This is a genomic window from Hallella faecis, assembly GCF_018789675.1.
In the GTDB taxonomy this organism is placed as follows: Bacteria; Bacteroidota; Bacteroidia; order Bacteroidales; family Bacteroidaceae; genus Prevotella; species Prevotella faecis.
Genome location: NZ_JAHKBE010000002.1, coordinates 124,152 through 136,099 on the forward strand (window position 1 = coordinate 124,152; position 11,948 = coordinate 136,099).

Below are 11,948 nucleotides of genomic sequence, written 5' to 3' on the forward strand. Positions count from 1 at the left end.
GGAAAAGCAGGTGGCTTTGTCTTTATGGGGGTTGGTGTGACGGCCATCGTTTGTTATAGGGCGCCATGAGCCATGCCCGTTGACTATTGTTTGATTGATGTTTACTCCTCAATCTCTTGCAGCGAACGTGCAAAATTGTTGAAGAAATTGCTGACGGTCTCCAACGGGGCGTAGGTGATGTATCGGAGGCTACGCCTGAGGTTGCGCCTGAGAAGGGCCGAGTTGTTTTGCACAAAGCCCGAACTGAGTTGGCGGAAGTGCCACTCTTCGGCCGTGTCGCTGGCGCTGTGGGTCACCGATCGTAGCACGAGCTTGTTGGCTGCTGCCTCCACGTGGCGCACGAAAGGCAACTCGTCTTGCTCAAAATTGAAAACGCTCATGAGCATGGAGCCCTGCAGCTGGGCCATGCGGCGCAACTGAAGCTTGCCCAACCAGGTGTCGAGCTTCACGAAATCCACCTTGTCGCCCTTGTTGCGAAGGTAACTTCCAAGTTCGATGATGCCGCTGAGCATGGTGCCGTGGTTGAGCATCGACGACACGTTTCCCACGATAATCTTTAGCACGTTGAGCGCATCCACATTGGTGTCGATGGCGTGTCGCTCGGCGTTTTCTATGCGGCTCAGTCGAAAGTTGAGGTAATGGTTGCTCAGTCTCGGTTCCTCTTGGTGAGCTGAGTTGTCGGGCGTTTGGTTCGCCAAGTCCTCGGGGATGTTCATCATTTCGTCAAACTGATGGTTCTTGATGCCCTTGAGGGCCGCACGTTCCACATGTTGGGCATGCACCATCTGGTCGAGCCTTCGCCATTTGAAGGCCGACATGGGCTCCATGGGCTCATACTCGTTGAGAGCGCCCGAGCGCAATAGTCGGAAGAAGTTGCGTGTTATGATGTTCATGATCGACCGTTTGCTTTTATCAACTGTATCGTTTGGGGTATCTGAATAGGATCGACGCCAGTGCAGCTACGCCGATGGCCATGGGGTAATACAGATAGGGCAGTATCTGCATGGGGTTGAGATGAGCCAGTCCGGCAGCGAGCAACATCTGCACGCCGTAAGGGATGAGGCCCTGCACGGTGCACGAGAATGTGTCGAGGATGCTGGCACACTTGCGGTTGTCGACACCATAGCGGTCGCCAATGCGCTTGGCAATGGATCCCACGGTGAGGATGGCCACGGTGTTGTTGGCCGTGCACATATTGACGAGGCTCACCAACGCACCAATCGAGAGCTCCGCGCCACGCTTGCCGTGAACGTGCTTGGTGAGCGCTTCGATGATGTAGTCGATGCCGCCATTCTCACGTATGATCTCCAACATGCCGCCCGCCATCATGGCAATGATGATGAGCTCGCCCATGCTGGTGATGCCTTGGCCCATGGCTCCCAGCCAGTCGAAGAAGCCATAGCTGCCCTTGGCCATGCCGATGACGGCACAAAGGACGATGCCGATGACCAGTACCGCCATGACGTTCATGCCGCAGATGGCGGCGACGAGTACGGCCAGGTAGGGCAAAACCTTCACATAGTCGGTGTGGCCCACGCTGGCGGGCGCTTGCATGTCGCTGCCCATGATGGCGTAGACGGCCAGGATGAGCACAGCGGCGGGCACCACGATGAGTGAGTTTACCCGAAACTTGTCGCTCATTCGGCAACCTTGCGTCTGTGTGGCAACGACCGTTGTGTCGGAGATGAACGACAGGTTGTCGCCGAAGTAGGCGCCGCCCACGATGACAGCGGTCATCAGCGGTACGCTTTGTCCTGTGCCATGGGCTATGCCTGCGGCAATGGGCACGAGGGCAACCACTGTACCCACGCTTGTGCCGATAGACAATGAGATGAAGCACGAGGCCACGAAGAGGCCCGGCAGCAACATGCTTGCTGGCAACACGGAGATGGCCAGGTTGACTGTGGAGTCGATGGCGCCCATGCCTTTGGCCGACGCCGCGAAGGCTCCTGCGAGCACATAGATCCACAGCATGAGCATGAGACTGCTCGAACTGGCACCCTTGCTAAATATGTCGATTCGCTTCTTTAGCGGAAAACCGCCTGAGATGGCGATGGCATAGATGCTCGATATGAGAAACACCACCGTCATGGGAACCTTGTAGAAGTCGCCTGCGGCAATGCTCAGCGCCAAATAGAGGGTGATGAAAAGAATGAGTGGCGACAAGGCCAACAGTCCTTTTTTATTCATTTCGCTTGTGTTTGTATTCCCCACTTTTATGTTATTATAGTGTCATTCCTGTTTTTTGTATGTTTCCCTCCAATTCTTATGGCAGTTGCGTTTGCCTACTCTGAGAGCGCCGCGTCTTTTTTGTGGCTTCTTGTTTTGCCTGCTCTGAGAGCACCACATCTTACATGTGGCTTCTTGGCTTGCTTTCGCTTACAGCGTCACGCCATTCTTGAAGATGGCGATCTCGCTATATCCGTTCTGCTCGTTGCGTGTGGGCTGTCCACTGGCAATGTTGATGATTTGACGTGTCAGCTGGTCTACGAGCTCGGGCATGGGCGTTCCTTGAATGAGCGCACCAGCGTTAAAATCGATCCAGTTGGCCTTCCGGGTGGCGAGATGGCTGTTGGTGGCAATCTTCATTGTGGGCACAAATGTGCCGAAGGGCGTGCCTCGGCCTGTGGTGAAGAGTACCAATTGGCATCCCGAAGCGGCTAAGGCTGTGGCGGCCACAAGGTCGTTGCCAGGAGCGGAGAGGAGGTTCAGGCCGTGTTCCGACAGGCGCTCGCCGTATGCCAGCACCCCGCTCACGGCGGCGCGACCGCTCTTCTGGGTGCATCCCAACGCCTTGTCCTCGAGCGTGGAGATGCCTCCCGCCTTGTTTCCGGGCGATGGATTCTCGCCCACGGGTTCGCCATGGGAGAGGAAATATTGCTTAAAGTCGTTGATGAGACTCACGGTTTTCTCAAACAGTTGTGGAGTCTTGCATCGGTTCATGAGAATGGTCTCGGCGCCAAACATCTCGGGCACCTCGGTGAGAATGGTGGTGCCGCCTTGCGATACGAGATGGTCGGAGAACTCGCCGACGAGCGGATTGGCCGTTATGCCACTGAAGCCATCGCTGCCTCCGCACTTCAATCCCACGCGCAACTCGCTGATGGGCACGTCCACTCGGTGGTCTTGGCGCGCCGTTTGGTACAGTTCGCGCAGCAGGTTCATGCCCTCTTCCAATTCGTCGCCGTCGACTTTCTGTGTCACCAACAGCTTGATGCGGTCGTGATCGTAGTTGCCCAGCATCTCCATGAAGGCGTCGGGCTGGTTGTTTTCGCATCCCAACGACAACACCAATACGCCTCCTGCGTTGGGGTGCAAGCAGATGTCGCGCAGTACCTTGCGCGTATTCTCATGGTCGCCACCCAGTTGGGAGCATCCGTAGTTGTGGTGCCAAGCGTGTACGGCATCGATTCCCACCAGTTGAGTTTCCTTGGAAAACATCGCGGCGAGCCGCTCAGCCGTTCCGTTCACACAGCCCACGGTAGGCACAATCCACAGCTCGTTTCTTACGCCCACCTCGCCATTGGCGCGTCGATAGCCCTTAAAGGTGAGTGGCGTGGCGTTGCCGGTAGGCTTGCTAAGCGTGGTGTCGATGGGGTTGTAGGAGTAGGAGAGCGTGCCTGCAAGGTTGGTCTTCAGATTGTTCTCGTTTACCCATTGCCCCGCCTTGAGGTCCATGGCCGCATGGCCGATGGGGTATCCGTATTTTATGATGTCGTCGCCCTGCCGCGTGTCGCTGATAAGGACCTTGTGGCCGGCTGGTGTTTCTTGCGCGACGGTTATCTTCTTGCCGTCGACCTCAATGGTCTCGCCAGCCTGATGGGGGCGTAGGCACACCACGACTGTGTCTTTGGCGTTGATCTTGATGAACGATGCTTCATTCATGTTGCTATGGGTTTGTGTGTGTTGGGAGCACAGTTCCGGGTTGTGTTGTGTGCCGCCGTTAAAGTTGTTCGCGGCGGTAGAAGTCCACATTCTCCTTGGTAAGGAGCTCGATGGGCATGTAATTGACGGGTTCCACCTTCTTCTTCAGTACGATGGCGCGGAAGAGTGCGTTGACGCAGAAGTAGCCTTGCTGGTAAGCGTGCTGGGCGATGAGGAACGACACGCTGCCCAATCGCAGGCATTCGGCGTTCTTTCCCACCATGTCGTAACCCATGATCTGCACATCGCGGCGGTTGGTCCTCAGCAGGAAATCGCCCATGATGTGGGCTCTTGAGCCCAATGTGATGCATTGGTGGATGTGTGGGTGTTGTGCGAAAAAGTTTTCTAACAATTCGTCGTATTCAGCGCGAGTGGCTTCGAAGGGCATCTCCAGTGTGATGATCTCAATGCTGGGGTAATGGTCGCGCATGTAATGGCGGAAGCCAACCTCACGGTTGTCTTGCTGCTTACTCATCATTTGGCCATTCTTCGTGATCTTCATCAGCACAATTTCTTTCTCCTGATTGGCGATGAGCATCAACATGCGAGCGGCGAAATAGCCACTCGAGAACGAATTCTGGCCGAAGAATGCCAACGGGCGAAGGTCGGGCATGTAGGAGTCAAGAAGCACAAAGGGTGTGCCTATCCCGTGGAGCTTGTCGGTGAACTTGCGTGTCACCTCAATATCTGTAGGCACAATGACAAAACCGTCAGGATTGTTTTGCAGGCATTTGTCGGTTACCTCCTCAAACGATCCCTCGTCAAATCGCTTGTAGTATTCTATGTGGGCAGCGATGTGAAAGTCGCGCAGCGCGTTTACGGCCGTCTGAACGCCCTCCTCAATCTCCTCCCAATACGCCAACTGGTCGTGCTTGGGGATAAGCACGTAGAACGTATAAGAGCGGTTGTAAGCCAATGCGGAGGCATACATGTTGGGTTGATAGTTCATCTCCTTGAGCGCCTCTTCCACTTTCTTGCGTGCCGATTCCGACACATTGGGGCGCTCATGGAGCACTCTGTCGACCGTTCCCACCGACACGCCAGCCCTCATGGCGATGTCCTTGATTCTGATTTTCTCTGTCATTATGTAGTTGTTTTTTCTTTTGCAAATGTAGTAATAAAACTTCGATTGTGCGAAAGCACAGAGCGATATTTTCTATTAAAACGGCGATTTTTGGTGAAATGATTCATGTATTTGGAAAATAATGGTTATTTTTGCGAATGAAATAAGTGACACATTATTAAGATATCACAAAATAACAAGACATAAAACAAATCAAGAATGGCTAAAATCGTAACATTAGGCGAGATTATGTTGCGCCTTTCTCCTGAGGGCAACGATCGTTTTATACAGACCGATCACTTCCGCATCATTCCCGGTGGTGGTGAGGCTAACGTAGCGGTGAGCCTGGCCAATTATGGTCATGAGGCTTACTTCGTGTCTAAACTGCCCACCCATGAGATTGGACAGATCGCCGTTAACGCCCTGCGTCGTTATGGCGTTGACACCCGATTTATTGCTCGTGGCGGCGACCGCGTGGGTCTTTATTATGCAGAGACAGGTGCTTCCATGCGTCCGTCGAAGGTGATCTACGACCGTGCGCACAGTTCGATTGCCGAGGCTGACGCCTCAGATTTCGATTTCGACGCCATTATGGAAGGCGCCCAATGGTTCCATTGGAGTGGAATTACTCCCGCCATTTCCGACAAGGCCGCTGAGCTGACACGCCTGGCTTGCGAGGCTGCCAAGCGCCATGGGGTGACCGTTTCGGTCGACCTGAACTTCCGCAAGAAGCTTTGGACCTCAGAAAAGGCCATCTCCGTGATGCGCCCGTTGATGAAATATGTGGACGTGTGCATTGGTAACGAGGAAGATGCTCAGCTCTGCCTGGGCTTCAAACCCGACGCAGACGTGGAAGGCGGCAAGACCGACGCAAGCGGTTATCACAAGATTTTTGAGCAGATGATGAAGGAGTTTGGCTTCAAGTATGTGGTTTCCACCTTGCGTGAGAGCTTCTCTGCCACCCACAATGGCTGGAAAGCCTTGATCTACGACGGCAAGAACTTCTATGAGAGCAAGCACTACGACATCAACCCGATTATCGACCGCGTGGGCGGTGGCGACAGCTTCTCTGGCGGATTGATCCATGGCATGCTGAAGTATGAGGGCGATCAGGCACAGGCGCTCGAGTTTGCCGTGGCAGCATCGGCATTGAAGCACACCATCCCTGGCGACTTCAACTTGGTGAGCGAGGCTGAGGTGCTGAGCTTGGCTGGCGGCAACGCCAATGGTCGCGTGCAGCGATAACATGGCGTGGGGATAGCCATGAATGCTTGTCCCCTCGCTTCACTTCATACAATTACAGACGATTTATCCAATAATATAATGGCAAAATTTAATAAGATTCAGGTTATAACAGCCATGAAAGAGACAGGTATGGTGCCTGTTTTCTACAATAAGGACATCGAACTCTGCAAGAACGTGATCAAGGCTTGCTACGAGGGTGGTGTGCGTGTGTTTGAATTCACCAACCGTGGCGACTTCGCCCATGAGATCTTTGGTGAGCTTGTGAAGTGGGCCGACACCGAGTGCCCCGAGCTCATCCTGGGCGCAGGCACGGTCATCGACGCTCCCACGGCCGCTCTCTATATCCAGTTGGGTGCCAATTTCATTGTGGGTCCCAACTTCGTTCCCGAGATTGCCACCGTTTGCAACCGTCGTTTGGTGCCCTATTCGCCGGGTTGCGGCAGCGTGACGGAGGTGAGCAACGCCCAGGCCATGGGCTGCGACGTCACCAAGGTGTTCCCCGCAGGCAATGTGGGTGGCCCTTCGTTTGTGAAGAATGTATTGGCTCCGCTTCGTTGGTCGAACATTATGGTGACTGGCGCTGTGAGCCCCGACAAGGAGAATCTCACAGAGTGGGTCAAGGCTGGTGTGCTCTGCGTGGGCATGGGCTCTAAGCTCTTCCCGAAGGATGTGGTGGCAGCCGGCAACTGGAAGGCCATCACCGACAAGTGTGTTGAGGCTCTGGGCTACATCAAGGAGGCTCGCGCCTAACAGAGAATTGTGCGTTGTGTCGCTGGCGATTGTGTCGCACAGTTGAGCGAAACAACGTTGATAACATATTGAATAGGCGACGGACAACCCATAGAGAGGTTGTAAGCCTGCCCTGTAACCAATGAGACCGGGGGATGGATAGACGATAGCCTTCCTCCGGTTTATGCTTTTCAAGACCATGCGTTTTAAGTTACTGCCGACCCTTTTGGCCTTTCTGCTGACCATGCTTCTTTCAGCTTGTGGTAGCGGCGACACCGCTCTTGTCGACGAGTTGAACGAGGAGTCGTATGCATGGCACTATCGCAATCTCGACTCCACAAAGGTTTATGCGCAACGAGCCATGCAGTTGGCCGACAGTTACGACGACGGCTACGCTGAGGCCTTGAACAACCTTGCCTTCGTGAGTTTGGCTAAGATGCAATATCGGCAGGCCCAGCGTCAGTTGGAGGATGTGCTGGCGAAGACCGATAACCAAATAGAACAGTTTGTTGCCGACGTCCAACTGATGCGCCTTTGTCAGCGCGAAAGTCGCAACAAGGATTTTTACGACTATCGTGAACGCGCCGAAAGCAGGTTGAAACGCCTTCGCGAGGATGTCAGTATGTTGTCGGCCCATGAGAAACGCCGCTTGATTTACGCTGAGATAGAGTTTCGCATTGTGGCCTCCACCTACTTTTTTTATGTGGGATTGTCCGACCAAGCCATTGGCGCGATTGTCGGAATCGACCCCAACGGTTTCATTCGGCAAGACACGGCGCAGGTGTTGAGCTATCTGTATAACATCGGATCGGGCGGCATTGTGAAGGAACCCACACCCGAGGAGACCGTTCAGACAGAGTTCGAATACCTCATGCGCTGCTACGTAACGGCACGCGAGTTTGAGAGTCCCTACTGGGAGGCGCAGGCGTTGCAGGCCATCAGTGAGCGTTTGCAACAACCTGAGCAGTGCGCGCGGCTCATTGCCGACAATGCGGTCATCATGCAATACATCAATGTCGACGATATGCCCGACTCGTTGTTGGCCGGAAACCTCGCCCAACGGGCCTTGGACCTTTTCACCCGTTATGGCGATGTTTACCAGATGGCGGGTGCCAACCGTACCTTGGCCGAATGTTATTGGCAGATCCACGACTATTCTTCGTCGCTCATTTGCCTCACTCGCGCCTTGCAACAAGACAGCGCCATCAATCAGGCGCCCGACTTGGTGGCTTCTATTCGCGAACAGTTGTGCCTTGTGTATTCGGCTGTTGACGACAAGGTGAACAGCGACCGCAACCGCAATATTTACCTCGACCTGCAAGAGCAGACCCGACAGGACCGCCTGTTGGAGGCCCGTGCCGATAAGTTGCTCAACTCCTCGCGCCAGCTCAACCTCATGTTGTTGGCCGTCATTGCGATGGTGGTGTTGGTCGTGGTGTTGCTTGTTATGTTCGATAGGATGCGCCGCCGTAGCGACGAAAGCTTCTCGCTCGATGCGCTTCTTTCGCCCCTTCGCCAATGGCAAAAGCGCAATGAGCAGCACAATGAGGAGGTGGAAGAGAGTTATGAGGAATTGCATGAACAAATGGAGGTGGAACGCCTGCATTTGCAACAGAATAAACGCCGCAACCTGGAGCAACGTGCCAAGATATTGTTGGTGAACAGCGTTATGCCGTTTATTGATCGCATGGCCAACGAGGTGAAACGTTTGCTCAATCGAACCGATCCCCCCGAGGTTCGCCACCAGCGTTACGAGTATATCACCGAGCTCACCGACACCATCAACGATTACAACAACGTGCTGACCCAATGGATTCAGATGCAGCGCGGCGACATACGCTTGAACATCGAGAGTTTCCCGCTCCAGTCGTTGTTCGACATGGTGGGGCGCAGCAAGATGGGTTTCCAGTTGAAAGGCATCACGCTGAGCGTGGAACCCACCACGGCCGTGGTGAAGGCCGACAAGACGCTTACGCTCTTCATGATCAATACCATTGCCGACAACGCCCGCAAGTTTACGCCCGCCGAAGGACGCGTGACCATTGCGGCGCAAGAGACCGACGCCTATGTGGAGGTGAGCGTTAGCGACACCGGTTGCGGCATGACCGACGAGCAATGTGCCCACATCTTCGACCACACCTATACCGGCGGCCATGGCTTCGGACTGAAGAATTGCTATGGCATCATCGAGAAATACCGCAAGATGAGTCGCATCTTCCAGGTGTGCGCCATCAATGTGGAGAGCACTCCAGGGCGTGGCTCACGCTTCTTCTTCCGTTTGCCCAAGGGCATTGTGCGCCTTCTCGTTATGGCCATGATGCTTGTGGGTGGCCTGTCTGACGCCGTGGCACATCGCGGTCGCTCACACGACATGGCCGTGCGCTACGCCGATAGTGCCTATTTTGCCAACATCAACGGACAGTATGAGCAAACGTTGCGCTTTGCAGACAGTTGCCATCGCTATGTGTCGGAGACCGATACGGCGGTCATTCTCGACATCAGCAACGAGTGTGCCGTGGCTGCGCTCGCCCTCCATCAGTGGGATTTATACCACAAGTACAACGAAGTTTACACACGCTTGTTCCGTGAGGCGTCGTCGGATAGCAGTCTGCCGGAGTATGTGCGCACCATGCAACGAAGCGAGAACAACAAGGTTGTCGCCCTCGTGTTGCTGGTGTTGTTGCTCATCGTCATCTTCCCAGCTTATTATTTCCTCTACTATCGTCACTTGTTGAACTACCAATTCTGCATCGACCGCATCAATGGCATCAACCGATTGCTGCTCGAAGACCACCCCGATGAGCAGAAGCTACGCGGCATTGAGACGTTGGCCGACTTCCGGCAGTTTGACCTGACCGACCAACAGAAGAAGAATCTCACCGACATTGTGGAGAAGATACGCGAGGCGTTGCGCGTGTCGATTGAGCGCACCACGTCGCAACAGGCCACCATCGAACTTGCGGGTGATGAGCTTCGGCGCCTGAAGATGGAGACCGATAGGCTCCATGTGTCGAACAGTGTGCTCGACAACTGCCTCTCCACCTTGAAGCACGAGACCATGTATTACCCCTCTCGCATCCGTCAACTGGTGGATGGAAGCGATGACAACCTGTCTGCCATCGCCGAGGTGGTGGACTATTACCATGCGCTTTACGCCATCCTCTCGCAACAGGCCATGAGGCAGATCGGCGCTATTCGCATTGACTCAGACATGACGAGCTACCTCTTCGAACTTCTGCGCAAGCTCAACAAGAACGAGAAGCCGCCCGTTCGCGTTACGCCACGCGACGCCCGGTATGTGGATGTGGTGGTGGAGATGACCCAACTGAGACTCAATGAGCTGCAAAGTCACGACCTGTTCACGCCCTACACCCTCAATCTCGACTTCTTGCTCTGCCGCCAGATTACGCGCGAGATGGGCGAGGCCACCAACCTTAGGGCCTGTGGCATCACGTCGACGATCGATGCCGATGTAGTGAATATCCACATCGTTATGCCCGCTATCTGCGCCCAACAACTAAAGAAAACGACCCCAAAAACATAAAAGAGAATATGAAAGACTTTAATATCATCATCGTAGAAGATGTGCCCTTGGAGCTTAAAGGCACCGAAGGCATCATTCGCAACGACATTCCCGAGGCCCACATCATCGGCACCGCCGATAGCGAGGCTTCTTTCCGGAAACTTATGAAGCAGCAGTTGCCCGACTTGGTGCTGCTCGATCTTGGCTTGGGCGGTTCCACCACCGTGGGTGTGGAGATATGCCGACAGACCAAGGAGGAACATCCTGAGGTGAAGGTACTTATCTTTACGGGCGAGATATTGAATGAGAAGCTATGGGTTGATGTGCTCGATGCGGGCTGCGATGGCATCATTCTTAAGACGGGCGAACTCCTTACGCGTAGCGATGTGGCCAGCGTGATGGACGGCAAGCAGCTGGTGTTCAACCAACCCATCCTGGAGAAGATCGTGGAGCGCTTCAAGCATAGCGTCGACAACGAACTGTTGCGGCAAGAGGCGTTGGTCAATTATGAGATCGACGAATACGACGAGCGTTTCCTCCGCCATTTGGCGCTGGGCTACACCAAGGAGCAGATTACCAACCTGCGTGGCATGCCTTTTGGCGTGAAGAGCCTTGAGAAGCGACAGAACGAACTGGTTCAGAAGTTGTTCCCCGAAGGCAATGGCGGCATGGGCGTCAACGCCACCCGTTTGGTGGTGAGAGCCTTGGAGTTGCGCATTATCGACATCGACAACCTACAGCCTGATGAGGATTGATGTAGAGAAAACCATCCACCACCTCTCGGTGGTTTGCGCCTTGGCCCAGATCGTTCTCATCCTGGTGTCGTGGCTCTGGTCGGCCGCCGTTCCCGACAGTTCCGTCAACTCGTTGCTGTCGGCCCGTGGTGTGCGTTGGTTTTTCGGTTCGTATGTCGACAACGAAGCCTCGCCCATCCTGGTGTGGCTTGTGCTGTTGGGATTGGCCATAGGTAGCTTGCGGTCGAGCGGCTCGTGCCGTGCAATGCGCCAAGCCTTCCTGCGCCAAGGTCCTCCGCTCACCTCGTTGCAGAAGTTTGCATTTCGGTCGAGCCTCGTCCTTTTCCTGTTGGAGTTGGCCGCCGTGGCCGGTCTGACGATGCTGCCCCACGCCGTGTTGCTCAGCGTGTCGGGCGACTTGTTCCCGAGTAGTTTCTCTGTGGCCATCATTCCCATTGTGGCGTTTGTGTGTGTCACTGTATCCATTTTCTACGGCTTGTTGGCCAACCATTACCATTCGTTTGCCGACATTGGCCGTGGCGTTTGTTCCGAACACAGGCTCTTGGTGGCCTTGCTCTTGCTTTACGTGGTGGCCAGCCAACTTATCAACAGCCTGATCTACGTGTTCGAAATGGCCGAAGCCTAAGGCCCTTGTCGTTCCCAGCAAAATGCCATTCCCCAACAGAGGGAACCTCATAAAACAAAATCGGGTGGTCCGCTCCTTGATGAG

General features: G+C 54.6%; 9 protein-coding genes. 5 read left to right on the plus strand and 4 right to left on the minus strand.

Going from position 1 to position 11,948, the window contains the following annotated elements; all coding sequences use genetic code 11:
• Nucleotides 1-101 precede the first annotated feature (101 nt).
• The 4 genes from KM934_RS01125 to KM934_RS01140 all read right to left on the minus strand — a co-directional run bounded on the left by KM934_RS01125 (nucleotide 102) and on the right by KM934_RS01140 (nucleotide 5,008).
• On the minus strand, nucleotides 102-893 hold the full coding sequence (locus KM934_RS01125; protein WP_215758764.1) for a hypothetical protein: 792 nt from the start codon (nucleotides 891-893) through the stop codon (nucleotides 102-104).
• Between the two features lie 19 nt (nucleotides 894-912).
• Nucleotides 913-2,190, minus strand: coding sequence for a Na+/H+ antiporter NhaC family protein (locus KM934_RS01130; RefSeq protein WP_215758765.1), 1,278 nt, complete (start codon nucleotides 2,188-2,190; stop codon nucleotides 913-915).
• A 189-nt stretch (nucleotides 2,191-2,379) separates the two neighbouring features.
• Complete coding sequence (locus tag KM934_RS01135) at nucleotides 2,380-3,885, minus strand: UxaA family hydrolase (RefSeq protein ID WP_215758766.1); 1,506 nt, start codon at nucleotides 3,883-3,885, stop codon at nucleotides 2,380-2,382.
• Between the two features lie 58 nt (nucleotides 3,886-3,943).
• Nucleotides 3,944-5,008 (minus strand): LacI family DNA-binding transcriptional regulator, encoded by a 1,065-nt coding sequence (locus KM934_RS01140; RefSeq protein ID WP_215758767.1) that lies wholly within the window; start codon nucleotides 5,006-5,008, stop codon nucleotides 3,944-3,946.
• A gap of 198 nt (nucleotides 5,009-5,206) precedes the next feature.
• Here KM934_RS01140 and KM934_RS01145 point away from each other — a divergent pair, with 198 nt between their 5' ends.
• The 5 genes from KM934_RS01145 to KM934_RS01165 all read left to right on the plus strand — a co-directional run bounded on the left by KM934_RS01145 (nucleotide 5,207) and on the right by KM934_RS01165 (nucleotide 11,864).
• Entirely contained in the window at nucleotides 5,207-6,232 is a 1,026-nt protein-coding gene (locus KM934_RS01145; protein ID WP_215758768.1) for a sugar kinase, read from the plus strand.
• Between the two features lie 78 nt (nucleotides 6,233-6,310).
• The gene (locus KM934_RS01150; protein WP_215758769.1) at nucleotides 6,311-6,982 is read left to right on the plus strand and encodes a bifunctional 4-hydroxy-2-oxoglutarate aldolase/2-dehydro-3-deoxy-phosphogluconate aldolase; all 672 of its coding nucleotides are present in this window, start codon (nucleotides 6,311-6,313) and stop codon (nucleotides 6,980-6,982) included.
• A gap of 178 nt (nucleotides 6,983-7,160) precedes the next feature.
• Complete coding sequence (locus KM934_RS01155) at nucleotides 7,161-10,505, plus strand: ATP-binding protein (RefSeq protein WP_215758770.1); 3,345 nt, start codon at nucleotides 7,161-7,163, stop codon at nucleotides 10,503-10,505.
• Between the two features lie 8 nt (nucleotides 10,506-10,513).
• Nucleotides 10,514-11,239, plus strand: coding sequence for a DUF5932 domain-containing protein (locus KM934_RS01160; RefSeq protein ID WP_215758771.1), 726 nt, complete (start codon nucleotides 10,514-10,516; stop codon nucleotides 11,237-11,239).
• Complete coding sequence (locus KM934_RS01165) at nucleotides 11,229-11,864, plus strand: tellurium resistance protein TerC (RefSeq protein ID WP_215758772.1); 636 nt, start codon at nucleotides 11,229-11,231, stop codon at nucleotides 11,862-11,864. Before KM934_RS01160 ends, KM934_RS01165 begins: the two co-directional genes overlap by 11 nt.
• Nucleotides 11,865-11,948: the final 84 nt, after the last annotated feature.

Bases quoted from the DNA above. Each gene is read 5' to 3' on its own strand.
- KM934_RS01125 (WP_215758764.1), bottom strand. From the start codon at position 893: ATGAACATCATAACACGCAACTTCTTCCGACTATTGCGCTCGGGCGCT.
- KM934_RS01130 (WP_215758765.1), bottom strand. From the start codon at position 2,190: ATGAATAAAAAAGGACTGTTGGCCTTGTCGCCACTCATTCTTTTCATC.
- KM934_RS01135 (WP_215758766.1), bottom strand. From the start codon at position 3,885: ATGAATGAAGCATCGTTCATCAAGATCAACGCCAAAGACACAGTCGTG.
- KM934_RS01140 (WP_215758767.1), bottom strand. From the start codon at position 5,008: ATGACAGAGAAAATCAGAATCAAGGACATCGCCATGAGGGCTGGCGTG.
- KM934_RS01145 (WP_215758768.1), top strand. From the start codon at position 5,207: ATGGCTAAAATCGTAACATTAGGCGAGATTATGTTGCGCCTTTCTCCT.
- KM934_RS01150 (WP_215758769.1), top strand. From the start codon at position 6,311: ATGGCAAAATTTAATAAGATTCAGGTTATAACAGCCATGAAAGAGACA.
- KM934_RS01155 (WP_215758770.1), top strand. From the start codon at position 7,161: ATGCGTTTTAAGTTACTGCCGACCCTTTTGGCCTTTCTGCTGACCATG.
- KM934_RS01160 (WP_215758771.1), top strand. From the start codon at position 10,514: ATGAAAGACTTTAATATCATCATCGTAGAAGATGTGCCCTTGGAGCTT.
- KM934_RS01165 (WP_215758772.1), top strand. From the start codon at position 11,229: ATGAGGATTGATGTAGAGAAAACCATCCACCACCTCTCGGTGGTTTGC.